A 23,266-nucleotide genomic window follows, 5' to 3' on the forward strand; every position below is an offset into this window, starting at 1 on the left:
ATGACCGGGACTCCGGCTCGCGTCACACGAGGGCGGCGGCCTCCACCACGGAGAGCGCGCCGCCCTCGGCGTACGCGGCCTCGTACGCCCCGTCGTCCAGCAGGGCCCGTACCCCGGCCTCGGCCCGGACCCGCACCTCGTCCTCCATCGGGCCCACGAAGTGGCCCGACGGCAGCAGCCGGTCGGCCGCGCCGAGCAGCACGGCCGCGTCACGCACCCGACGGCCGCCGTCCAGACCGGTGAGGGCGACGGCGGCGGTGGTCAGATGCGCGGAGGTCAGATGCGGCGCGATGACCTGCGACAGCGGATCGGCCGCCCGCGCCAGCGCCTTGCGCACCTTCACCAGGGCGGCCTCGTGCAGGCCCTCCAGCGCGTCCAGCCAGGCCTCGATGCCCAGCACGAATCCGTCGAAGACCACGAAGGTGACGGCCTCGAAGTCCGCGCGCAGCAGCCGCATCTGCTCGCGCGCCTCGGAGACCCGGCCGCTGCGGGCCAGCCACATCGACAGGAAGAGCCGGGAGGCGGGCATGGCCTCGTTCAGCGTGCCCTCACCCCGGGCCAGCACGTCCCGCAGCATCCGCTCACCGCGCTCGGACTCGCCGGACTCGATGAGGACGCCGCCCAGCCGGGTGCTGAGCACGGCCGTCTGCGCGTGCGCGCCGAGCCCTTCGGCGTACGTCATCGCCTGGGCGTAGTCGTCGGCCGCGAGCCGGTAGGCGCCCCGGCGTTCATGGGCCTCGCCGCGCGCCGAGAGCGCCTCGGCGGCCCCCCAGGCGTCTCCGATCCGGGTGAAGATCTCCAGCGCCTCGTCCGCGTCCCGGACCGCGTCACCCGCCCAGGTGGCCCGGTTGGCGAGGACGTTGGCGCGCATCTGGAGGGCGACGCCCAGCTCCCACGCGTAGCCGAGCTCGCGACAGGTGCGGACGGTCTCGTCGATGACGGCGCGCATCCGGTCCATGTCGCCCGTCATGATCACGGCGTAGAACCAGAGGTTGCCGGGGCTGCGACAGGTCTGCGGCAGTCCCGGGCTGTAGGTCCGGCTGATGGCGCGCAGTTTCTCCTTGGCCTCGGGGGTCTCCCAGGCGCCCATGTCCATGTCCATGCAGGCGAGATGGACGAGATGCAGACCGCGGCGGGCCTCGTCGAGGATCTCGGGGCGCATCGGCGGCGGGGCGTCCGTGCAGCTCTCGGCCAGCGGGGGGACCGGCCGCAGGGGCTCGGCGAAGGGGTCGGGGCCGAGGGCCATGACCTCACGGGACCAGTGGCGGGCCATCAGCCGCAGGTCACGCATCTGCCAGTACCAGGCCAGCGAGAGGACGAGGCAGAGCGCCTCCTGTTCGTCACGGGTGGCGACGGCCCGCTGCAGGGCGGCCCTGAGGTTCTCCGACTCCCGTTCCATCCGCTCGATCGCGGTGCGCTGGCCGGTGCTGCGCAACTGGGGGTCGGTGGTGCGGGCGAGTTCCCGGTAGTACGTGAGGTGGTCGCGCTCGGCGGCGGAGCGCTGCCCGGACTCGTCGAGCCGTTCACCGGAGTACTCGGCGACGGTCTCCAGGAGCCGGTAGCGCATCGCTCCGTCGCCGGAGGGGGCCGCGACGACGAGGGACTTGTCGACGAGCGAGCCGAGCGCCTCCAGGACCGCCGGGCCGCAGACGGCCTCGGCGGCGGCGAGGTCGCAGCCGCCCGCGAACACCGACAGCCGCCGCAGGACGTCCCGCTCGTCCCCGTCGAGAAGGTCCCAGGACCAGTCGACGACGGCCCGCAGGGTCTGCTGGCGCGGCAGCACCGTACGACTGCCCGAGGTCAGCAGCCGGAACCGGTCGTCGAGCCGGTCGGCGATCTGCCGCGGGGTGAGCATCCGCAGCCGGGCGGCGGCGAGTTCGATGGCGAGCGGCAGGCCGTCGAGCCGGCGGCAGATCTCCGCCGCGGCCTCGGCGGTCCCGGCGTCGGCGTCGATCCGGAAGCCCGGCCGGGCGGCGGCCCCGCGGTCGGCGAACAGCCGCAGCGCGAACGGCTCCGGCAGCGGTTCCACGGGCCGCAGCAACTCCCCCGGTACGCCGAGGGGTTCACGGCTGGTGGCCAGCACGGTCAGCCCCGGGCACCGCTCCAGCAGCTCCTCGGCCAGGTGCGCCGCGGCGTCCACCACGTGCTCGCAGTTGTCGAGGATGAGCAGCATGTCGCGCTTGGAGCAGTACTCGGCGAGCCGGTGGAGGGGGTCGTCGTGCCGGTCGGAGGCGGCCCGCATCTCCTCGGCGCCGGCGCCGCGCAGCACCGTCTCACGGGCTCCGACGGCGGTGAGTACGGCGTCGGGCACGGCCTTCGGGTCGTCGATCGGCGCGAGTTCGGCCAGCCACACCCCGTCGCGGGCCCCGGACGCGACGGCCTCCGCCGCCTCCTGCGACAGCCGGGTCTTCCCGGCGCCGCCGGGACCGAGCAGGGTCACCAGCCGTGCCGAGGCGAGGTCGCCCCGGATGGTGTCGATGTCGGCCTGCCGCCCGACGAACGAGGTCAGCCGGGCGCGGAGGTTGCCGGGCGGCGCGGACGCGACGGGGGCGGCGGGACCTCCCCCGGCCGCGGGGACGGGCGACGCGGGTGCGGGCCTGTGCCCGGTCGGCGCGGGGGTGGGTCGCGCGGGCGCGGTGCGGACGTCGGTGCCGCCCGCGTGCGCCGGGGGCCGTGGGGGCGGTGTCGGACCGGCCGGGCGCAGCAGCTCTCCGTGCAGCGCGCGGAGCTCCGGGCCGGGGTCGGAACCCAGCCGGTCGGCCAGCAGCGCGCGCAGCGACTCGTAGGCAGCCAGGGCCTCGGCGGGGCGGCCCGCGTCGCGCAGGGCGCGCAGCCGCAGGGCGTGCAGGGGCTCGTCCAGGGGGTGAAGGTCGCACAGGGCGGTGAGCTCGGGCAGGGACTGTTCGGCGTGGCCGAGTTCCAGGGCGGCGCCGAGGCGGGCGCGGCGCACGTCGAGGCGGCGGGTCTCCCAGCGGGCCGACTCGGCGGTGCGGTCCGGTAGGTCGGCCAGGGCCGGCCCGTGCCACAGCGCGAGGGCGTCGTCGAGGATCACGGCCGCCTTCGCGGGGTCGCCGTCGGCGAGCGCGCGTGCGCCCTCCCCCGCGAGCCGCTCGAAACGGTGCAGGTCGATGTCCTCGGGGGTCGCGACGAGCCGGTAGCCCCCGTCGACCGAGTCCACCACGCCCGCGCCGAGCGCCCGGCGCAGCCTTCCGACCAGCGCCTGCAGGGCTGCGGGCGCGTCGGCGGGCGGGTCGTCGTCCCACACCTCGTCGACCAGGACGGCGGCGGGCACGGTCCGGCCCGGCCGCAGCGCGAGCACGGTCAGCAGGGCACGCAGTCGCGCCCCGCCGACCGGGACGGCCGTGCCGTCGGTGCGGAGTGCCTGAGTGGTTCCGAGGATGCGGTAGCGCACGGGGTCCATTGTCTCCGGTGACATCAAGTGCGGGCTTCGGGTACGGCGAGCCGGGCCGGTGTCCCCGTCCGGTCCGGGAGTCGAACGCCTCCGTCCCCGTACGGCCGTGGGCCCACCCTCTCCGGAACCAACGACCGATCGCGAGACGTTTTCCGTCCGAGCCCGGTACGGTCGGGCAGGCCCAGCACACGCGTACCAGTCCAGGGAGTCCCATGACCACCGCCGCGTCCCGTCGCAGCGACCGGAGGATCAGCCCCGTCTTCGTCGGGATCGTGGCCGTGATGGCGGTGACGGGGTGGGCGGCCTGGACCGGGTTCGCCGAGCAGCCCGGTGTGGCCGTGTTCCTGTTCGTGACGGCCGCGTGGATCGTCTCGCTCTGCCTGCACGAGTACGCGCACGCGCGCACCGCCCTGCACAGCGGCGACATCTCGATCGGCGCCAAGGGCTACCTGACGCTCAACCCGCTGAAGTACACGCACGCGCTGCTGAGCATCGTGCTGCCGGTGATCTTCGTGATCATGGGCGGGATCGGCCTGCCGGGCGGCGCGGTCTTCATCGAGCGGGGCCGCATCCAGGGCCGCTGGAAGCACAGCCTGATCTCGGCGGCGGGCCCGCTGACGAACGTGCTGTTCGCGGTGGTGTGCACGGCGCCGTTCTGGCTGCACGCGCTGGACGGCGTGCCGCCCGCCTTCCAGTACGCGCTGGCGTTCCTCGCGCTGCTCCAGGTCACGGCCGCGATCCTGAACTTCCTGCCGGTCCCGGGCCTGGACGGCTACGGCGTGATCGAGCCCTGGCTGTCGTACGGCGTCCGCCGCCAGGTGGAGCCGTTCGCACCGTTCGGCCTGCTCGCCGTGTTCGCGGTGCTGTGGATCCCGTCGGTGAACACGACGTTCTTCGACGCGATCTACTCCATCCTGGGCGGCCTCGGCATCGACGACCTGCACCGCTACTGCGGCCAGAACCTCTACCGCTTCTGGGACAGCGCCGACCAGTTCTGCACCGTCAGCCGGTGACGGACCCGGACCGGCGGCGCGTCCGGCCGCGCCGCGCGTAGTACCAGGTCATGTTGGACGACAGACCGGCCAGCAGCACCCACACGATCCCCAGCCAGCTGCCCTGGACGAAGGAGACCACGGCCGCGGCGACGGAGAGGACACAGACCGCGAGGGCGTAGTAGGCGAGTCGCCGGGTCGGGTCGGACGAGGGCGAGGCGGACATGGGGGACGGCTCCTGACAGACGGACGGATCGCTGGTGCTGCGGCGTCCAGTGTCCCCCATGTCCGTGCCCCCCACGCCCGTGCCCCACGCCCGCCCCGGGCCCGTGCGGCCGCTATACGTCCGTCACCCGCAGGCCCGCGTGGGCCTTGTAGCGCCGGTTCACCGAGATCAGGTTCGCGACCAGCGACTCGACCTGGTGGGCGTTGCGCAGCCGGCCCGCGAAGACCCCGCGCATGCCGGGGATGCGCCCGGCGAGCGCCTGTACGAGCTCGACGTCCGCGCGCTCCTCGCCGAGGACCATCACATCGGTGTCGATCTCCTCGATCTCCGGGTCCTGGAGGAGCACCGCGGAGAGGTGGTGGAAGGCGGCCGTGACCCGCGAGTCCGGCAGCAGGGCCGCGGCCTGCTCGGCGGCGCTGCCCTCCTCCGGCTTCAGGGCGTAGGCGCCCTTCTTGTCGAAGCCGAGCGGGTTGACACAGTCGACGACGAGCTTGCCCGCCAGTTCCTCGCGCAGGGCTTCCAGGGTCTTGCCGTGCCCGTCCCACGGCACGGCGACGATCACGAGGTCGCTGCGCCGGGCGCACTCGGCGTTGTCGGCGCCCTCGACACCGTGCCCCAGTTCCGCGGCGGCGGCCTGCGCCCGCTCAGCGGCACGCGAACCGATGATCACCTTCTGGCCGGCCCTGGCGAGCCGGTAGGCCAGGCCCTTGCCCTGGGGACCGGTGCCGCCGAGCACGCCCACGACGAGCCCGGAGACGTCGGGCAGGTCCCAGGGGTCCTTGGCGGGAGCCTTCTGTGCACTGTCAGTAGAGGTCATGGGCCGACCTTACGTGCGCGGATCCCGCCACGGGGGCTGCGGGTGCTCAGGTGAGGGCGGTCACCGGGACACGCCGGAAGGTGATCGTCTCGTACGGGCCGAAGTCGCCGGTCTCGTAGAGGAGTCCCACGGTCTCCGGGTCGACGCGGACCAGATCGCAGTACGCGGCGGGCAGTCCGTCGACCGTGTGCACGGGCCGCCAGGTGGTGCCGCCGTCGGCGGAGGCACGGACCGTCATCAGGGCGCGGGCGGCGGGGTCGGCGGGGCCCGCGTACAGGAGCAGGTCGGGATCACGCAGCTGGAGGACGCTGCCCTGGACCACCGGGGTGACGAGCCCCGCCTGCGGACGGAAGGGTTTCAGCAGGGTCCGCCCGCCGTCCGCCGAGTGGGCGTCGGCGCGGCAGCCCGGCGACGGGGAGTCGTTGCGGGTGTTGAAGTAGACACGTCCGTCGGGGAGTTCGGCGGCCGTCGTCTCGTTCGCGTTGACGTATCCGTCGGTGTTCTCGTCGAGGTAGCCGAGGTACCAGCTCGCGCCGCGGTCGTCGCTGAGGAGGCAGTGGCCGCTGTTGTACCGGCCCTCCGTGCCGTTGTCGGTGCCGGTGGGCGGCAGGGTGTGGTTGCCGGGCACGACCACGCGGCCGGTGGTGAGCTGGATCGCGTGCCCCGGCGTGGTCGCGTACCACCGCCATCCCGTTCTCTTCACCTGCGGGGTGATCTCCCGCGGCGCGGACCAGGTGACGCCGTCGTCGTCGCTGTACTGCACCCACACGCGACGGCCGTCGGCGGCGCTCACCCTGCCGCGCAGGATGGCGTCCTCGGTGGCGGTGGCCGCGGCGCGGACGTGCACGAGCAGGATGCGGCCGGTGTCGAGGACGACGGGGGCGGGGTTGCCCGCGAGGTCGTTCCCGTTCTCGGCCACGGTCTGCAGCCCACCCCAGGTGCGGCCGCCGTCCGTCGACCGTTTCAGGACGACGGCGATGCGGCCGTGGTCCTGGGCGGAGTCGACCCTGCCCTCGCAGAAGGCGAGCAGGGTGCCCGCGCGGGTGACGACGAGGGCGGGGATCCGGAAACTCGCCCGGCCCTCGGTCCCCGCGCGGAAGGGGACGCTGGTCGCTGCGTTCGGTTCGGTCATGGGCGGGCTCTGCCCCACTTGGGCGAATTCATGGTGAACTCCGCCTGACGAGTCGTCGGTTGCGGCAGGATGCGTGCGCATGGATGCCGTACGGGTCGCATTGTTGCGCGAGGTCCTGGCCGGGACAGAGTGGCCGGGGGCCACCCGGCGGTTCGCGGGGGCCCTGCGGGGGTCCGTGGTGTCGTACGGGGGTGGGTTGCTGCTCGTGGGCACGGCGCGGTACGAGCCGTGGCACCTGGCCGCGCACCTGGTGGACGAGGCCGCCTGGTCGGGCACGCCGGAGCTGTCACCGACGCTGGTGCGGCACGGGGCGCGGGCCTCGGACCCGGCCCACCTCGCCGTGGGCCTCGGCCGCATCGAGGCCGCGCGCCGTGGGGAGACCCTGCTCGTGGTGGCGCCGTCCGCCCCCGGGGCGCCGCTCCTGGAGCGGGTCCACGACGCCCGGCGGGCCGGGGCGACCGTGCTCGCGCTCGACGCCGGCGACCGTGAACTGGGGGCGATGGCGCACGAGGCCCTGACCGTGCCGCCGGAGCACGAGCTCGACCTCGACACCGTCCAGCACCTCGTCAGCGCGGCGGCCGGGGAGAACACCCTGCCCTCGCAGCGGGGGCGCCGCCGGCTGCGCGACCGGCTCTCCCGGCTCGCGGACCAGCTGACGGCCCCGCCCGCGGCACGGTGGTAGGGGGCTCCCGCCGACCCGCAGGGCCCTGTCCGCGTACGGGCCTTCGTCCGCGGGGAAAAGTGGTTGCCGCTCGGGAGGCGGCCGTTCACCATGAGCGCCCACGTGACCGAAGAAGCCCCCGCGCCCCCGGCTCCGCCGACCCGGGTCGGACCACCCCCGGACGACTCCTCCCCCGACTCGCGCGACCCGCGGGACGCGCACGCCTCACCTGACGCACGGGCCTCGCGTGCACGGTCGCTGCTCCCCGATCTCGCGCCCTGGTGGGCCTCCGCCGACTTCCGGCGGCTGTGGCCGTCCGGGCTGATCACCCACTTCGGCAGCTCGCTGATCCTGGTCGCGCTGCCGGTGCAGATGAAGGTGCTGACCGGGTCCGTGGGCGCGATCGGCGCCGTGGAGGCCGGTCCCCGCGACCTCCGACGCCCCGGAAGGGGTCCGGGACGGCCCCTTGCCGAGGCGGCCCGACGGTGGTGGGGCGGTGGTCGGATGGGGGGACGCCGGACCGGGACGGTGACGCCGGTCCGGGGCCGACCGGACTGCCGCGTCCCGCCGGGCGGTCACCGGCCCGGTGCGCTCGGGCGACGTCCTGAACCGTCGCCCCGCCGGTGGGGCCGCGCCTGGCGACGAGGCCGGACCAGGGGTCAGTCGTCCTCCGGATTCTGGCCCTGGGCGTCGTGCCACTTGGGGTCCGTCTCCCACTCCAGGTTGCGTTCCTGGGCGGTCTCCATGGCGTGTTCGGCCTCCGCACGGGTGGTGTAGGGGCCGAAACGGTCCTTGGCAGGGCAGTCGGGCCCCTCCTCGACCTTCTGGTGGACGAGGCAGTAGTACCACTCGCCGGGTTTCGCGACGGTCCGCTTCTTGAAGAGGGCCATGACCTGCTCCTTTCGCCACGGACATAGTGCCCCCATGCCCGCTGGTTAGACTCGCTGGCATGTCTGGCCAGTCGCTGCTCGTACCAGGAGAGCTCTCTCCCACCCGTCCCGTCCCGGGAAACATCAGGCGCCCCGAGTATGTGGGCAAGCCCGCCCCGACGCCGTACACCGGTCCGGAGGTGCAGAACGCCGAGACGATCGAGGCGATGCGGATCGCCGGCCGGATCGCCGCGCAGGCGATGGCGGAGGCCGCCAAGCTGATCGCGCCCGGTGTCACCACGGACGAGCTGGACCGCGTCGCGCACGCGTACATGTGCGATCACGGCGCCTACCCCTCCACCCTCGGCTACCGCGGTTTCCCCAAGTCGCTGTGCACCTCCCTCAACGAGGTCATCTGTCACGGCATCCCCGACTCCACGGTCCTGCGGGACGGCGACATCATCAACCTCGACGTGACCGCGTACATCGGCGGGGTGCACGGCGACAACAACGCGACGTACCTGGTCGGCGACGTGGACGAGGAGTCGAGGCTGCTGGTCGAGCGGACCCGGGAGTCCCTCGACCGCGCGATCAGGGCCGTCAAGCCCGGCCGCCAGATCAACATCATCGGGCGCGTCATCGAGTCGTACGCCAAGCGCTTCGGGTACGGGGTCGTGCGGGACTTCACGGGGCACGGGATCAACTCCTCGTTCCACTCCGGACTGATCGTTCCGCACTACGACAGCCCGCATGCCACGACCGTCATCCAGCCTGGGATGACCTTCACGATCGAGCCGATGCTCACGCTCGGCACGCACGAGTACGACCTGTGGGACGACGGCTGGACGGTCGTGACGAAGGACCGCCGGCGGACGGCCCAGTTCGAGCACACCCTGGTGGTGACGGAGACCGGCGCGGAGATCCTGACGCTGCCGTAGCCCGCCCGCCCGTACGTACGTCCCCCGCCGAAGCCCGCCCCGTCCTGCCGGACGGGGCGGGCTTTCGCGTGCGCGCTCCCACGGGCCTCACCTGTGGGCTCGGCCCGGATCCGGGGTACGGTTTTACCGACAGCGTGTCGGAAACTTTGCCGACGGGGAGTCGACAACCCGTTGATTTAGGTAAGCCTAACCATACAAAATCCGAATGGCTCTCGTTCCCTCGGCCCCGGAGATCCCATGGACCCTTTCTCGACGCTCATCCGCACCGCCTCGCACGAGCAGCACGTGGAGGCGGAGACCTCGACGTTCATGAGCGACCTGCTCGGCGGAAGGCTCGGCGTCGACGCGTACGCGCGCTACACCGAGCAGCTGTGGTTCGTGTACGAGGCCCTGGAGGCGGACGCCGGGACCCTGGCCGCCGATCCGGTCGCCGGGCCGTTCATCCAGCCCGCGCTGCTGCGCCGCGCAGCCCTGGAGCGGGACCTGACGCATCTGCGGGGCGCCGGCTGGCGCTCGACGCTCACGGCGCTCCCGGCCACCGAGACGTACGCGGCGCGTGTCGCGGAGTGCGCCCGAGCGTGGTCCGGCGGGTACATCGCCCACCACTACACCCGTTACCTCGGCGACCTCTCCGGCGGCCAGATCATCCGCGACAGGGCCGAACGCACCTGGGGCTTCGCCCGGAAGGGCGACGGAGTCCGCTTCTACGTCTTCGAGGACATCGCCAACCCCGCCGCGTTCAAGCGCGGTTACCGCGAACTCCTGGACGCGGTCCCGGCGGACGACCTGGAGCGGCAGCGGATCATCGCGGAGTGCAGGCGGGCGTTCGCGCTGAACACGGCGGTGTTCGGAGCGCTGGACGAGGAGTTCCGGCTGAGCGCCTGACCCTCGCGCACGGGCCCGCCCGCCGGGTCGTCTCAGCGTTCCAGGAACACCCGGCCGCCGATCTCCACCCATCCCTCCGGCTGCGGTGCCGTGAGGATCTGGGAGCCCCCGCCCTGGACGATGTTGAGCGCGCGGCCGAGCCGGGCCGTCAGCAGGAGGGCCGCCGCCCCGGTCGCCTCGTCCTCCTCGATCCCGTCGTCGCGGCCGGGGAAGGCGCGGGCGCGCACCCGTCCCGCGGATTCGTCCTCCCAGGCCCAGGCGTAGATCCACTCGCCCTTCGGCGGCACGGGAAGGCCGTCCACCTCGGCCGCCGACGCGTACTGGCGCAGGGTGCGGGGCGGCGCCCACTCGGGCCGCGCCTCGATCCAGCTGAACTCGCCGTCCAGCCGGACTCCCGCCACTCCGGCGGGTGTGACCAGTTCGGGCACGTCGAGCAGCCATCCCACCCCGACGCACGGATGCCCGGCGAAGGGCAGCCGCAGGGTCGGGGTGTAGATGTCGACGACGCCGCGCTCGGGGTCGTCGACGAAGACGGTCTCGCTGAAACCGAGTTTGGCCGCGAGGGCCTGACGGTCGTCGGGGTCCGGCAGCACCGAGCCCTCACGCACGACACCGAGTTCGTTGCCGTATCCACCGTCGGGTCCGCAGAACACCCGCAGCACGTCGTAATCAGTCACGCGGGCATTGAAACATCACAGGAACCACGGTCGCCTCCGGACCGGACCCGCCGGACGGTCACGACCGCCGCGCAGCCGACGTCGGGACCGGCGTCGGCTGCGCTCTTCGGCCCCGGCGTCGACCCCGGCTGCGGGCGTCAGCCCAGAGCTCGCCGCCCGCGCACCGCGACGACGACGCCTCGGCCTGTCCTTCCTCGGCACCCGGACGGTCCCGGCCGCCGCCTTCGTCACGGGTCTCGCCACCGCGCTCCTCGTCTACGGGATGTCGCGCTCGGGCGGCCGGACGGAGGTCGTCACGCCGATCCTCACCGGCATCCCCCGGCGGCGGCCGGGGCGAGGGGGGGCGCGGGGCGCGGCGTACGCGGGAATCTCGTGCCCAACCTCCTTGTCGGCGACGGGTCCTGCGCAACAGCCAGAAGGAGAACGGACTACGGCCGGCGCCGTCCTGGTGCCCCCCCGGCCGCGACCCTTGACCATTCTTTGACCCCAGGGTGGCGACTGCTTTGAGCCACCGTGATCAAGCCGTGTCCGTGTGCCGACCGTGAGAGCTGAATCACGGGACGGGCGGGTAGCACTCAGGTATGCCTCAGGTAAGTTAGGCCAGCCTCACCATACGAACGCGGTTCCGTCCGTGCCGTTCGTCCCCCTCGTTCTCCTGGAGCCTGAATGCGAGCCGTCCGACTCTCAGTTGTCACCGCCGCCGCCACCGCGGCTGCTCTGGCCGCCGTCACGGGCTGCACCGAGAAGAGTGAAGCCCGGGACGGCGACGCGATCCAGGTGACCGCCGCCGACTCGAAGTGCACCACGTCGGCGAAGTCGGTCCCGGCGGGCCAGGTCACGCTGAAGATAGAGAACAAGGGCTCGCAGGCCACCGAGGTCGAGATCCTCTTCCCGGACGACCGGATCGTCTCCGAGAAGGAGAACATCGGCCCGGGCACCAAGTACACCCTGACCGCCGAGGTCAAGGCCGGCTCCTACGAGATCGCCTGCCGCCCCGGCATGAAGGGCCACGGCGTCCGACAGAAGCTCGCGGTCACCGGTGGCAAGGCCGCCCGGCGCGACCCGCGCCTGGACAAGGCCGTCGCCGCCTACCGCGAATACGCGCAGGAGCAGGCCGACTCGACGATCCCGAAGGTGCAGACGTTCGCCGACGCCGTCAAGGCCGGGAACATCGAGGCCGCCAAGCAGGCCTACGCCCCCTCGCGCGTGGGCTGGGAGAGCACCGAGCCGATCGCCGAGTCCTTCGGCGACATCGACCCCAAGACCGACACCCGCGCCGACGGCCTGGAGAAGGGCCAGAAGTGGACCGGCTGGCACGCGCTGGAGAAGTCCCTCTGGGCGGACAAGAAGATCGGCGCCGAGCAGAAGACCCTCGCCGACCAGCTGGTCACCGACCTGAAGGACTGGCAGAAGCGGGTCGGCAAGGCCGAGATCACCCCGACCTCCATGGCCAACGGCGCCAAGGAACTGCTCGACGAGGTCGCCACCGGCAAGGTCACCGGCGAGGAGGACCGCTACTCGCACACCGACCTCAGTGACTTCAAGGGCAACGTCGACGGCGCGCAGAAGTCTTACGAGCTGCTCAAGCCGGTCGCGCAGGAGAACGACAAGGCGCTGACCACCGAGCTCGACAAGCAGTTCGCGGCGCTGAACACGGTGCTCGACAAGTACCGCTCGGACGATCCGCGGGAGAAGGAGCAGAACGGCTTCGTGTCGTACGACAAGGTCACCAAGGACCAGCGCAAGGAGCTCTCGGACGCGGTCAACGCGCTCGCCGAGCCCCTCTCCAAGCTCGCCGCGGCCGTGGTCAAGTAGGCGAGGCGATCATGACGACGGACAGCACGGAATCCACCGACGGGCCCACACCGTCGCGGCGTTCACTGATCGGCTGGGGCGGTGCCGGGCTCGCGCTCGGTGCCGCCGCGGCCGGCGGCGCGGTGGCGATGACCCGTACCGGCAACGACGTGGACCCGGCGGGCGCCGAGACCGGCGCCGCCGTCGCCTTCCACGGAACCCACCAGGCGGGCATCGCCACGCCGGTCCAGGACCGGCTGCACTTCGCCGCGTTCGACGTGAAGACCGACGACCGCGCCGAGTTCGTCCAGATGCTCAAGGACTGGACGGCGGCCGCCCGCCGTATGACCGGCGGCCACACGGTCGGCGAGGGCGCCTACGGCGGCCTGGCCGAGGCGCCGCCGGACGACACCGGTGAGGCGCTGGGCCTCAAGCCGTCCCGGCTCACCCTGACCATCGGCTTCGGGCCGTCGCTCTTCGAGAAGTTCGGCCTGGCGCGGCAGCGCCCGCAGGCGCTCGTCGACCTGCCGACGTTCCCGGGCGACAACCTGGAAGGGGCGCGCAGCAACGGCGACCTGTGCATCCAGGCGTGCGCGGACGACCCGCAGGTCGCGGTGCACGCGATCCGCAACCTGGCCCGGATCGGTTTCGGCAAGGTCGCCATCCGCTGGTCGCAGCTCGGCTTCGGCAAGACCTCGTCGACGACGCCGGACGCGCAGACCCCCCGCAACCTGATGGGTTTCAAGGACGGCACCCGCAACATCGCGGGCACCGAGCCGGAGCGGCTGAAGAAGTTCGTGTGGGTCGGCGAGGGCGACGGCGCGGACTGGATGACCGGTGGCTCGTACCTCGTGGCGCGCCGTATCCGGATGAACATCGAGACCTGGGACCGCACCTCGCTGCAGGAGCAGGAGGACGTGTTCGGCCGGGACAAGGGCGAGGGCGCGCCGGCCGGCAAGGCCAAGGAGCGCGACGAGCCGTTCCTGAAGGCGATGAAGCCGGACGCGCACGTCCGGCTCGCGCATCCCGAGTCCAACGACGGGATCACCCTGCTGCGCCGCGGCTACTCCTTCACGGACGGCACCGACGGTCTGGGCCGGCTGGAGGCGGGGCTGTTCTTCCTCGCGTACCAGCGGGACGTGCGCAAGGGGTTCATCCCCGTGCAGCGCCGGCTCTCGCACTCCGACGCGCTCAACGAGTACATCCAGCACGTGAGTTCGGCGGTCTTCGCCGTCCCACCCGGCGTCCGCGACAAGGACGACTGGTGGGGGCGCACGCTGTTCGCCAAGGAGGCGTAGCCGGTGTTCGGCAATTATCTGATCGGCCTGCGCGAGGGACTGGAAGCCAGCCTCGTCGTCTGCATCCTCATCGCCTACCTGGTGAAGACGGGCCGCAGGGACGCCCTGCGGCCCATCTGGACGGGCATCGCCGTCGCGATCCTGCTGGCGCTCGGCTTCGGCTGCGCGCTCGAATTCGGCTCCCAGGAGATGACGTTCGAGGCGCAGGAGGCGCTCGGCGGTTCGCTGTCGATCGTCGCTGTGGGCCTGGTGACCTGGATGGTCTTCTGGATGCGGCGCACCGCCCGGCATCTGAAGTCCGAGCTGCACGGCAAGCTGGACGCCGCGCTGGCGATGGGGACCGGCGCGCTGGTCGCGACCGCGTTCCTGGCCGTCGGCCGGGAGGGCCTGGAGACCGCGCTGTTCGTGTGGGCGTCGGTGCACGCGGCGAGCGACGGCACGCCACGCCCGCTGATCGGTGTCGCCCTGGGCCTGGCGACCGCGGTGCTCCTCGGCTGGCTGTTCTACCGGGGCGCCCTGCGGATCAACCTCGCCAGGTTCTTCACCTGGACCGGCGGCATGCTGGTGGTGGTCGCCGCGGGCGTGATCGCGTACGGCGTGCACGACCTGCAGGAAGCCGACTGGATCCCCGGGCTGCGGAACCTGGCCTTCGACATCAGCGGTGCGATCCCGCCGGACAGTTGGTACGGCACCCTCCTCAAGGGCGTCTTCAACTTCCAGCCCGATCCGACCGTCGTTCAGATCACGGTGTGGGCGCTCTACTTGGTCCCGACCCTCGCGATCTTCCTCGCCCCGGTAGGGTTCGCCTCCGGGAAGGGGAAGGTGAAGGTACCTGATGAGCAGGGATCGCGCGGGTCACAGCCCTCGAAGACTTCTTAGCCTCGTACGGGCGGCTCTTCGCCGTCCCGGACCTGGCGGTCACCACCGTTTCGCCCTGGCGACGGGCGCGGTGGCCGTCCTGTCCGTGACGGCGAGCGGCTGCGTGGTGGTGCACGGGGAGCGGGAGGTCGTCCCGGCGGCCACACGGGGCGAGGCCGCCCGCGCCCTCGGCGACTTCACCACCGCGTACAACAAGGCGGACAAGGCCAACGACCGTTCACTGGACGCGGACCGCGTCACGGGCGCCCTCGGGGCCATCGACGGCGCGAAGCTGAAGGCCGGCCGGCAGAACAACCCGGGCGGCAACCCGGGGTACTCGCCGCTGGAGCTGAGCGACGCGAAGTTCGCCATACCCGCGAAGGCGGGCTGGCCGCGCTGGTTCGTGGCGGACACCGCGGCCAACAAGGGCCTGGCGGGCAGCCGTTGGCTCCTCGTCTTCACGCGCGGCAGTGCGAACGACGTGTGGCAGGCCTCCTACCTGACCGTGCTGGCGGGCGCCGATGTGCCGAAGTTCCAGCAGGACAAGGACGGTTGGGCGCAGCCGGTCACGCCGGACGACGCGGCCCTCGCCGTGGGTCCGGGGAAGCTGAGCCAGTCCTACGCGACGTATCTGAAGAGCGGCGGCGAGACCTTCGCCCCGGGCGTCCACACCTCGCAGTGGCGGGCTCTGCGCGGCAGGAACGCCAGCAGGCCCGGCCTCGCCCGGCAGTACATCGACGAGCCGCTGACTTCGGGCGACTACGCCCCGGTCGGGCTGCGCACCACGGACGGCGGGGCGCTGGTCTTCTTCGCCACGCAGCGCTACGAGAAGCAGACCGCCGCGCAGGGCACCGAACTTTCCGCGCAGAGCGCGGACGTCAAGGCCCTGACGACCGGTGACGTCAAGCAGTCCCTCACCCTGGGGTTCGTCTCCAACCAGGCGGCCCTGGACCCGGCGAAGGGTGCTCAGGACCAGCGGGTGACGGTGCTCGGCCGGGTCGAGGGTCTGACGGCGGCGAAGGGCGGCTGACGGCCCGGCCCGTGACACCCGCCGGGGGTGCCCGGCGGGTGTGGCGCCGGTGTCCAGCCGCTGCTAGCCGCGGTGGGGCCAGGCGGCCAGCTGGTCGGACTCGTTCTCCCCCACGTAGCGGGCGCAGGCGTCCGTCAGGGCCTCGAGCAGGGTCAGCGGGTCGGGGAGCGGGTGCTCGGGGCCGCGCAGCCAGTCGACGCTCAGCTCACCGGGGAGCTGGGCCGGCGGGACGAGGACGTAGGAACCACGGCAGTGCCAGCGCAGGCCGGGGTGTTCGTCCGTCGTCTCGGGGTGCGAGTCCAGCTCGCAGGGCCACCACTCGTCCTCGTCCTCGGGCGTACCGCGGGTGAGCGTGAAGAAGAACATGCGTCCGTCACCGCTCTCGGCGACGGGTCCGACCTCGACGCCGGAGGAGAGCAGCCGCTCCAGGGCCTCGCGGCCCGCGTCGACCGGCACGTCGAGCACGTCGTGCACCATGCCGGTGGCGGTGATGAAGTTGGCCTGCGGCTGGTGCCGTACCCATCGCTCGATCTGGGCGCGGTCGGTCGTGGACTGGGTCTGCCAGGCGAAGGACACGGGGTGGCGCGCGGGGGTGGGGCAGCCGACGCGATCACAGGAACATCGGTAGCCGGAGGGGTACGCGGCCTGCGCGAGCGGCAGCCCAGCGGCGGCAGCGGCGAGCAGCAGGGCTTCACGCCCGCCGTCGTCGGCGATCTCCTTGGGACGGCGACCACGCAGCCACTGGGAGATCCTGCCCTGCGCGCCGGAGCGGCGGCCGAACTCTGCGCTCATCAATCTCCTCGCCTAGCAGTGGTGCCGACAGCGGTCGTGCCGATGCGGTCGTACCGGCGGACGCCTTCGCGACCGGCATCCGACAAGCCCTATGGTCCCACCATCCTGCGCCCCGGGTGGACAGAGCTCGCATCCGGGGTGGGTGGGACCAGGGCTCCACCGGCCGGAGTCGGGCAGAACGGACCACTTTGGTGTGATTTATCTCCGTGGGGCGAGCCCGTACAGGGCGTAGTCGACCAGGGTGTCCGTGTACGCGTACGAAATCGGGCCGGTGCGCTGGAGCCAGCGCTGGGCGAGCGGGGAGACGAAGAGCTCCAGGGCGATCCGGGGGTCGAGGTCGGGCCGCAGGGCGCCTTCGTCCTGGGCGGACCTGAGCCGCTTCACGTACAGCTGGAGCTGGGGTTCGAGGAGTTTGGCGACGAACTCGGCGCCGAGCGCTTCGTTCACCAGGCCCTCGGCGGCCAGGGCGCGCGACGGGACCTCGAACGCGGGGTTCAGCAGCTCGTCGACCGTGCCGCGCAGGACCCGTTTGAGGTCGGCGGCGAGGTCGCCGGTGTCCGGGATCTCGTACGACTCCTGTCCCGCCTCCCGGGCGGACCGCTCCGCGAGGTCCGTGAAGGCGTCCAGGAGCACCGCGGCCTTCGAGGGCCACCACCGGTAGATCGTCTGCTTGCCGACGCCGGCGCGGGCGGCGACGCCCTCGATCGTGGTCCGGGGGTAGCCGACCTCGCCGACGAGGGCGAGGGCCGCGTCGAAGATCGCGCGACGGGACTTCTCGCTGCGCCGCGAGGAGTCGGGGGCGGACCTGCCGGCGGGCGGGGCGGGCTGGGGAGACGTCGGGTCCATGGGGCGAACCTAACAGGTCGGCAAGACGGGGCGTCTCGCCGCCGTTCGGCCTGACGGGTGGGGTGCGGAGGGGGTCCGGGGGCGGCCCGCGGGCGGACCACCCGTTCGCCACCGAGCCGGACGGTGTCTCCCGGCGCACCATGGGCATCATCTGCCCCGCGGTACGTGAGGAGCGCTCCTTGCACCCTCTGCGCAGCGCCACACCCCGGCGCTATCTGATGTGCCCGCCCGAGCACTTCGCCGTCACCTACACCATCAATCCCTGGATGGACCCGGCCAAGCCGGTCGACGGGGCGCTCGCCGTCGCCCAGTGGGAGGACCTGCGGGACCGCTACCGCTCACTGGGCCACACGGTCGAGGAGCTCGTCCCGCGCCGCGGCCTGCCGGACATGGTCTTCGCCGCGAACGGGGCGACGGTCGTGGACGGCCGGGTGCTGGGCGCGCGCTTCGCGCACCGGGAGCGGGAGGCGGAGGCGGCGGTGCACCTGGAGTGGTTCCGCGCCCACGGCTTCCCGTCCGTGCGCGAGCCGGTGCACGTCAACGAGGGCGAGGGCGACTTCGCGGTCACCGCCTCGTACCTGCTCGCCGGGCGCGGCTTCCGGGCGAGCCCGCTCTCGCACGGTGAGGCCCAGGAGTACTTCGGCCGCCCGGTGCTCGGGCTCGACCTGGTCGATCCCCGTTACTACCACCTCGACACGGCCCTCACCGTCCTCGACGACGCCACGGACGAGATCATGTACTACCCGCCCGCGTTCTCTCCCGGAAGCCGCGAGGTGCTGCGCCGGCTGATCCCCGACGCGTTGACCGCCACCGACGAGGACGCGGCCGCGTTCGGCCTGAACGGGGTCTCGGACGGCCTGCACGTGCTGCTGCCGCAGGCCGCGACCGGGCTCCTCGAGCCGCTCCGCGACCGGGGGTTCGAGCCCATCGGCATCGATCTGAGTGAACTCCTCAAGGGCGGCGGCAGCGTGAAGTGCTGCACGCAGGAACTGAGGTGAGGCGGTGAGGCGGTGAGGCGGTGAGGCGGGAGACCGCGCGGCCGTGAACGTACCGGGTGTCAGTCCTCGTCGGCCGGGGGCGGCCAGGGGTCGCCCCAGTCCGCGTCCCGGGCCGCGCGGTAGAGCGGCCCGTGGCGCTTGGTCACCGTCTCGCGGTGCAGGGACTCGTCCGGGCCGCACAGGTCGAGCAGCACCTGCCCCTTGCGGATCTGCGGCTTGCGCACCACGCGGGAGGAGGCCGGGTCCGCCGGGAGGCGGGTGGCGGCGACGTAGCTGAACTTCTCGTCCTCGTACGCCAAAGAGCCGCCCTTGACCTGCCGGTGGAGGGAGGAACGGCTGACCCTGGCGGAGAAGTGGCACCAGTCCTCGCCGGGCACGATGGGGCAGGCCGCACTGTGCGGACAGGGCGCGGCGACGCGGAACCCGGCGTCGATCAGACGGTCGCGGGCCTCGATCACCCGAGCGTATCCGTCGGGCGTGCCCGGCTCGATGATCACGACGGAGGCGGCCGCGGCGGCCGCGGCCGTCACCACGGAGACGCGGTCGGCGGCGGTGAGTTCACCGAGGACGTAGGACACCGTCACGAGATCGGTGCTCTCGAGTGTGAGCGCCGCTCCGATGCGGGTGCGGTGCCACTCCGCGGGCTTCAGCTCCGGGTTCGTGGCGGCGATCTCGCGGCCCAGCGCGAGAGCGGGCTCGGCCCAGTCGAGCACGGTCACGGGGCGTGCGCCCGGCCAGGTGGCGTTCACCGCCCAGGTCGCGGCGCCCGTGCCGCCGCCGATGTCCACGTGGCTCGTCGGTGCCCACGCCGGCACCGCGTCCGCGAACGCCTCCAGCGCGGCGCGCACCGCCTCGAACGTCGCCGGCATCCGGTAGGCGGCGTACGCGACGACGTCCGAGCGGTCGCGGAGGATCGGTGCGTGGGTCGGGGTGGTCCCCCGGTAGTTCGCGATCAGCCGCTCGACGGCCTGGGCGGCGGCCTTCGGCGGCAGCCCGTCGAGCAGACCCGCGAGGGCGGTGCGCAGGGTGTCGGCGGGGGGTGCGGGGGCGTTCACGCGGTGATTCTACGGGGGTGGAGCGACCCGCCCGTATTCTCGCCCCCGCCGCCCCTACCCGACCCATCCCGTACCCGGGGGCTCCGCCCCCGGACCCCCTACCGGCCTCAAGGGCCTTGTCCTCAAACGCCGGACGGGCTGATGGTGCGGGCCTGGGCTGCGGATATTCAGCCCGTCCGGCGTTTGAGGACGAGCCCTTCGGGCGATGCGGGGGTCCAGGGGGCGCAGCCCCTTGGCGGGGTCCGGGGCGGAGCCCCCGGGTGAAGGGGAGGGCAGGGGCGGCGGGGGCGAAAGAAACCCGGGGTCAAGCGCCCCGTACCGCCCGAGCCATCCGCGTCGCCGCCTCCACCCGCGGCCCGTTCCGCACCGCCCGCCGCCGGGGATGCACGGTGTTCGCGAGCAGCACGAGAAACGTGCCCGTCGCCGGGTCCAGCACCAGCGACGTCCCCGTGAAGCCCGTGTGTCCCGCCGCGCCGCCCTCCGCCAGGGCCCCCATGAACCAGGACTGACCGATGGCGAAGCCGAGGCCGGGCGGGGTGAGCATCAGCTCGACGAAGTCGGGACCGAGGATGCGCGCGGGGCCGTAGGAACCGCCCGCGAGCAGCGCGCGGCAGAAGACGGCGAGGTCACGGGCGGTGGAGAAGAGGCCCGCGTGCCCCGCCACCCCGCCGAGCGCCCACGCGTTCTCGTCGTGCACCACCCCCCGCAGCATCCCGCGGTCCGCCTTGGCCCACGGCCGTCGCTGGTCCTCGGTCGCCGCCGCGTCCGGGCACGGCCCGAAGCGGGTGGCCGTCATCCCCAGCGGCCGGGTGATCCCGTCCCTGATGAGGACGTCGAGGGAACGGCCGGTGATGCGTTCCAGGACGTGCTGGAGGAGGAGCAGGTTCAGATCCGAGTAGAGGTACTCCCCCGGCTCGGACGAAGGCCCTTCCGCCCGCAGCATCGCCAGGCGCGCCCGCTCGTCCGGGCAGTCGTACAGCGGGAGTTCGGGCCGCAGCCCGGAGGTGTGCGTGAGCAGCTGCCGCACGGTGACGTCGTTCGCGGACGCCGCGCGGAACTCCGGCAGGTACGCCCCCACCCGCGCGTCGATGCCGAGCGTGCCGCGCTCCAGCTGCTGCACCGCGGCGACCGCCGTGAACAGTTTGGTGAGGGAGGCCAGGTCGAAGGGGGTGCGCACGCTCATCGGAAGCCGCTCCGTGGGCGGCAGTTCGACCCCGGTGTCGGTCTTCTCGTCGTACGACGCGTAGCGCACCGCCCAGCCCGCCGCCTCCTCGACGGCGATGACCGGGCCGCGTCCGGCGACCACGACGACGCCGGCCGCCCAGGGGTCGGGGCCCCGGGTGAGGGCGCGGACGTCGCGTACGAGGTGGCGCAGTTCGGCCGGATCGAGCCCGGCCCGCTCCGGTGTGTCGACGCGCAGTTTCGGTGCGCTCAGCTGTCCGCCGCCTTTCCGTCCATGGTGTGTCCCGTCCGCCAGGGACGGCACAGTCCCATGAAGCAGGCGACGGCCACCAGTACCGCCACCAGTTGGACGACGGCCATCGGGACGGCGGTGCGCTCACCGGCGATGCCGACCAGCGGCGAGGCGACCGCTCCGATGAGGAAGGAGGAGGTGCCCAGCAGCGCGGAGGCGGAGCCGGCGGCGTGCCGTACGCGCATCAGGGCGAGCGCCTGAGTGTTGGGCAGCGCGAGACCCATCGCGGACATCAGGACGAACAGGGCGGCGGCCACCGGCGCCAGCCCGACCTCGCCGAAGACGCCGGAGGACATCAGGAGCAGCGCGCTCGCGCCGAGGCCGATGAGGGTGAGGCCCATGGCGAGGACCTTGTCGAGGCCGACCCGGCCGACCAGGAGCTTGCCGTTGATCTGGCCGACGACCACCAGGCCGATCGAGTTCACGCCGAAGAGCAGGCTGAAGGTCTGCGGGGACGCGCCGTAGATCTCCTGGATCACGAAGGGCGAGGCCGAGATGTACGCGAAGAGCGCGGCGAAGGCGAAGCCGCCCGCCAGCATGTAGCCGGTGAAGACCCGGTCGGCCAGCAGGGCGCGCATCGAGTGGAGGGCTTCGCCGACTCCGCCGCCGTGCCGGTCGCCGGGCGGGAGGGTCTCGGGGAGCTTCGTCCAGACGAGCGCGGTGAGTCCGACGCCGACGGCGGTGAGGACGACGAAAACTCCTCGCCAGTCGGTGGCGCGCAGGATCTGCCCGCCGATGAGGGGCGCGACGACCGGGGCGACGCCGGAGATCAGCATGAGGGTGGAGAAGAAGCGGGCCATCGCCATGCCGTCGTACAGATCGCGGACGACGGCCCGCGCGATCACGATGCCGGCCGCTCCCGCGAGACCCTGCGCCAGCCGGAAGGCGACGAGGAGTTCGACGTCGGGCGCGACGGCGCACAGGGCGGTGGCGAGGACGTAGACGACCAGTCCCACGAGCAGCGGTCTGCGCCGCCCCCACTTGTCGCTCATCGGCCCGACGACGAGCTGGCCGAACGCCATTCCCGCGAGGCACGCGGTCAGCGTGAGCTGGACGGTCGCGGCCGGGGCGTGCAGGGAGCGGGTGACCTCCGGCAGCGACGGGAGGTACATGTCCATGGCCAGCGGGGGTGTCGCGGTGAGCCCGCCGAGGATCAGGGTGACGAGAAGTCCGGTACGGCGGAGCGCCCCGGGGTCGCGCGGTTCGGCGTCCCCCGGGCGTGCGTCCCGTGGGCCGCAGTCCTCCGCCGCGGGCGTCGCCCTGGGGGGCACGACGGCGGGCGCCGGGCCGGCGAAGACCGCCGAGGTGTCGGCGACGGCGGTGTTCGGTATGTGCCCCTGCGGGCCTTCCTGGTCCCTCGTGGTGCGCCCGCGCTCGGGCATGTGCCCCTCCCTCTCCGGGTGATCCGCCACCTATGCTCTCAGTTCGAACGGAGTGTTCGGGGTCACAGAGCATCAGGGTGACAGAGCGAAGGGCCGGGAATGACGGGCGAGCACGAGCGGGTGCGGTGGGGGATTCTGGCGACCGGTGGGATCGCCGCGGCGTTCACGGCGGATCTGGTGGACATGCCGGACGCCGAGGTGGTGGCCGTGGCCTCACGGACCGACGCCTCGGCGAAGGCGTTCGCCGAGCGGTTCGGGATTCCCCGGGCGTACGGGGACTGGGCGTCGCTCGCCGCCGACGAGGACGTCGATGTCGTGTACGTGGCCACTCCGCACTCGGCGCACCGGCAGGCGGCCGGGATGTGTCTGGAGGCCGGGCGTCATGTGCTGTGCGAGAAGGCGCTGACGCTGAACGCGCGGGAGGCGGAGGAGCTGGTCGCGCTCGCCCGCCGCCACGACCGCTTCCTGATGGAGGCCATGTGGATGTACTGCAACCCGCTGGTCCGCAGGCTCAAGGGGCTCGTGGACGACGGAGTGATCGGTGAGGTCCGCACCGTGCAGGCCGACTTCGGGATCAACGGCCCGTTCCCGCCCTCCCACCGGCTGCGCGACCCGGCGCAGGGCGGCGGGGCGCTGCTCGATCTCGGTGTCTACCCGGTGTCGTTCGCGCATCTGCTGCTCGGGGAGCCGTCGGGCATCACGGCGAGAGCGGTGCTCTCCGACGAGGGCGTCGATCTCCAGACGGGAGCGGTGCTCACCTGGGAGAGCGGTGCTCTCGCTTCGGTGCACTGCTCCATCAACGGCAGCACCCCCGTCACCGCCTCCGTCACCGGCTCGCAGGGCCGCATCGACGTCCCCGGCGGCTTCTTCTTCCCGGAACGGCTCGTACTGCACCGCGACGGGCGCGACGCGGAGGAGTTCACGGCCGACCCGGCGCACGGCCCCCGCACCAGCCTCAAGCACGAGGCCGCCGAGGTGATGCGCGCACTGCGGGCCGGCGAGAAGGAGTCCCCGCTCGTCCCCCTCGACGGCAGCCTCGCCGTGATGCGGACGCTCGACGCGGTACGCGAGCAGATCGGCGTCCGCTACCCCGGCGAGACCGACTGACCGGCCCGACGGCCGAACGGACG

21 protein-coding genes and 2 pseudogenes are annotated in these 23,266 nt (G+C 72.7%); 12 read left to right on the top strand and 11 right to left on the bottom strand.

The features are described 5' to 3' along the window. Positions 1-22 precede the first annotated feature (22 nt). Positions 23-3,421: an AfsR/SARP family transcriptional regulator gene (locus OHB41_RS15750; RefSeq protein ID WP_266705888.1), complete on the bottom strand. Its 3,399-nt coding sequence runs from the start codon at positions 3,419-3,421 to the stop codon at positions 23-25. 203 nt (positions 3,422-3,624) lie between these two features. On the opposite strand from OHB41_RS15750, the gene OHB41_RS15755 reads away from it, so the two are divergent. Next, entirely contained in the window at positions 3,625-4,425 is an 801-nt protein-coding gene (locus OHB41_RS15755) for a site-2 protease family protein (RefSeq protein WP_266698792.1), read from the top strand. On the opposite strand, the gene OHB41_RS15760 is transcribed toward OHB41_RS15755, so the two are convergent. The 3 genes from OHB41_RS15760 to OHB41_RS15770 form a co-directional block, all read right to left on the bottom strand. Further along, complete coding sequence (locus tag OHB41_RS15760) at positions 4,415-4,630, bottom strand: hypothetical protein (RefSeq protein ID WP_266698793.1); 216 nt, start codon at positions 4,628-4,630, stop codon at positions 4,415-4,417. The two genes, OHB41_RS15755 and OHB41_RS15760, sit on opposite strands and share 11 nt — an antisense overlap. A gap of 112 nt (positions 4,631-4,742) precedes the next feature. Beyond that, positions 4,743-5,447, bottom strand: coding sequence for an NADPH-dependent F420 reductase (gene npdG, locus OHB41_RS15765; RefSeq protein WP_266698794.1), 705 nt, complete (start codon positions 5,445-5,447; stop codon positions 4,743-4,745). Positions 5,448-5,493: 46 nt separating this feature from the next. Next, a complete protein-coding gene (locus OHB41_RS15770; RefSeq protein WP_266698795.1) occupies positions 5,494-6,579 on the bottom strand; it encodes a sialidase family protein in 1,086 nt (361 codons plus the stop codon). 79 nt (positions 6,580-6,658) lie between these two features. On the opposite strand from OHB41_RS15770, the gene OHB41_RS15775 reads away from it, so the two are divergent. Then, a complete protein-coding gene (locus tag OHB41_RS15775; protein ID WP_266698797.1) occupies positions 6,659-7,261 on the top strand; it encodes a hypothetical protein in 603 nt (200 codons plus the stop codon). 90 nt (positions 7,262-7,351) lie between these two features. After that, positions 7,352-7,666: pseudogene (locus OHB41_RS52615) on the top strand (hypothetical protein); the annotation flags it as partial. 233 nt (positions 7,667-7,899) lie between these two features. Here OHB41_RS52615 and OHB41_RS15785 read toward each other — a convergent pair. Next, on the bottom strand, positions 7,900-8,130 hold the full coding sequence (locus OHB41_RS15785; RefSeq protein ID WP_266698798.1) for a hypothetical protein: 231 nt from the start codon (positions 8,128-8,130) through the stop codon (positions 7,900-7,902). Positions 8,131-8,189: 59 nt separating this feature from the next. Here OHB41_RS15785 and map point away from each other — a divergent pair, with 59 nt between their 5' ends. Together map and OHB41_RS15795 are read left to right on the top strand one after the other, a co-directional pair. Then, complete coding sequence (gene map / locus OHB41_RS15790) at positions 8,190-9,047, top strand: type I methionyl aminopeptidase (RefSeq protein WP_266698800.1); 858 nt, start codon at positions 8,190-8,192, stop codon at positions 9,045-9,047. Between the two features lie 237 nt (positions 9,048-9,284). Continuing rightward, a complete protein-coding gene (locus OHB41_RS15795; RefSeq protein ID WP_266698801.1) occupies positions 9,285-9,932 on the top strand; it encodes a biliverdin-producing heme oxygenase in 648 nt (215 codons plus the stop codon). 32 nt (positions 9,933-9,964) lie between these two features. Here OHB41_RS15795 and OHB41_RS15800 read toward each other — a convergent pair whose 3' ends face one another. Beyond that, a complete protein-coding gene (locus OHB41_RS15800) occupies positions 9,965-10,609 on the bottom strand; it encodes a PhzF family phenazine biosynthesis protein (protein WP_266698803.1) in 645 nt (214 codons plus the stop codon). 175 nt (positions 10,610-10,784) lie between these two features. Here OHB41_RS15800 and OHB41_RS52620 point away from each other — a divergent pair. From OHB41_RS52620 to OHB41_RS15825, 5 genes and pseudogenes are all read left to right on the top strand, one after another. Continuing rightward, a pseudogene (locus OHB41_RS52620) lies at positions 10,785-10,925 on the top strand (iron ABC transporter permease); the annotation flags it as partial. A 350-nt stretch (positions 10,926-11,275) separates the two neighbouring features. Continuing rightward, positions 11,276-12,424, top strand: coding sequence for an iron uptake system protein EfeO (efeO, locus tag OHB41_RS15810; RefSeq protein ID WP_266698805.1), 1,149 nt, complete (start codon positions 11,276-11,278; stop codon positions 12,422-12,424). 11 nt (positions 12,425-12,435) lie between these two features. Beyond that, entirely contained in the window at positions 12,436-13,701 is a 1,266-nt protein-coding gene (gene efeB / locus OHB41_RS15815; RefSeq protein WP_266698807.1) for an iron uptake transporter deferrochelatase/peroxidase subunit, read from the top strand. Between the two features lie 3 nt (positions 13,702-13,704). After that, a complete protein-coding gene (gene efeU, locus OHB41_RS15820; protein ID WP_266698808.1) occupies positions 13,705-14,580 on the top strand; it encodes an iron uptake transporter permease EfeU in 876 nt (291 codons plus the stop codon). After that, on the top strand, positions 14,537-15,589 hold the full coding sequence (locus OHB41_RS15825; RefSeq protein ID WP_266698810.1) for an SCO2278 family lipoprotein: 1,053 nt from the start codon (positions 14,537-14,539) through the stop codon (positions 15,587-15,589). The genes efeU and OHB41_RS15825 overlap by 44 nt, the downstream gene beginning before the upstream one ends. 63 nt (positions 15,590-15,652) lie before the next feature. Here OHB41_RS15825 and OHB41_RS15830 read toward each other — a convergent pair whose 3' ends face one another. Together OHB41_RS15830 and OHB41_RS15835 are read right to left on the bottom strand one after the other, a co-directional pair. After that, positions 15,653-16,381, bottom strand: a complete 729-nt coding sequence (locus OHB41_RS15830) for a bifunctional DNA primase/polymerase (RefSeq protein WP_266698811.1) — start codon at positions 16,379-16,381, stop codon at positions 15,653-15,655. Between the two features lie 198 nt (positions 16,382-16,579). Continuing rightward, positions 16,580-17,227, bottom strand: a complete 648-nt coding sequence (locus OHB41_RS15835) for a TetR/AcrR family transcriptional regulator (RefSeq protein ID WP_266698812.1) — start codon at positions 17,225-17,227, stop codon at positions 16,580-16,582. Positions 17,228-17,367: 140 nt separating this feature from the next. Here OHB41_RS15835 and ddaH point away from each other — a divergent pair, with 140 nt between their 5' ends. Next, positions 17,368-18,225 carry a dimethylargininase gene (gene ddaH / locus OHB41_RS15840; protein WP_266698813.1) on the top strand — a complete coding sequence of 286 codons (858 nt, stop codon included), beginning with the start codon at positions 17,368-17,370 and terminating at the stop codon, positions 18,223-18,225. Positions 18,226-18,284: 59 nt separating this feature from the next. On the opposite strand, the gene OHB41_RS15845 is transcribed toward ddaH, so the two are convergent. The 3 genes from OHB41_RS15845 to OHB41_RS15855 all read right to left on the bottom strand — a co-directional run bounded on the left by OHB41_RS15845 (position 18,285) and on the right by OHB41_RS15855 (position 22,136). Next, a complete protein-coding gene (locus OHB41_RS15845; protein ID WP_266698815.1) occupies positions 18,285-19,280 on the bottom strand; it encodes a small ribosomal subunit Rsm22 family protein in 996 nt (331 codons plus the stop codon). Between the two features lie 304 nt (positions 19,281-19,584). Continuing rightward, on the bottom strand, positions 19,585-20,757 hold the full coding sequence (locus tag OHB41_RS15850) for a serine hydrolase domain-containing protein (RefSeq protein WP_526025044.1): 1,173 nt from the start codon (positions 20,755-20,757) through the stop codon (positions 19,585-19,587). Continuing rightward, positions 20,712-22,136 carry a multidrug effflux MFS transporter gene (locus tag OHB41_RS15855; RefSeq protein ID WP_266698818.1) on the bottom strand — a complete coding sequence of 475 codons (1,425 nt, stop codon included), beginning with the start codon at positions 22,134-22,136 and terminating at the stop codon, positions 20,712-20,714. Before OHB41_RS15855 ends, OHB41_RS15850 begins: the two co-directional genes overlap by 46 nt. A 99-nt stretch (positions 22,137-22,235) precedes the next feature. Between OHB41_RS15855 and OHB41_RS15860 the strand changes: the two genes are divergently transcribed. Continuing rightward, positions 22,236-23,243 carry a Gfo/Idh/MocA family protein gene (locus OHB41_RS15860; protein WP_266698820.1) on the top strand — a complete coding sequence of 336 codons (1,008 nt, stop codon included), beginning with the start codon at positions 22,236-22,238 and terminating at the stop codon, positions 23,241-23,243. Positions 23,244-23,266: the final 23 nt, after the last annotated feature.

Source organism: Streptomyces sp. NBC_01571, from assembly GCF_026339875.1.
Lineage (GTDB): Bacteria > Actinomycetota > Actinomycetes > Streptomycetales > Streptomycetaceae > Streptomyces.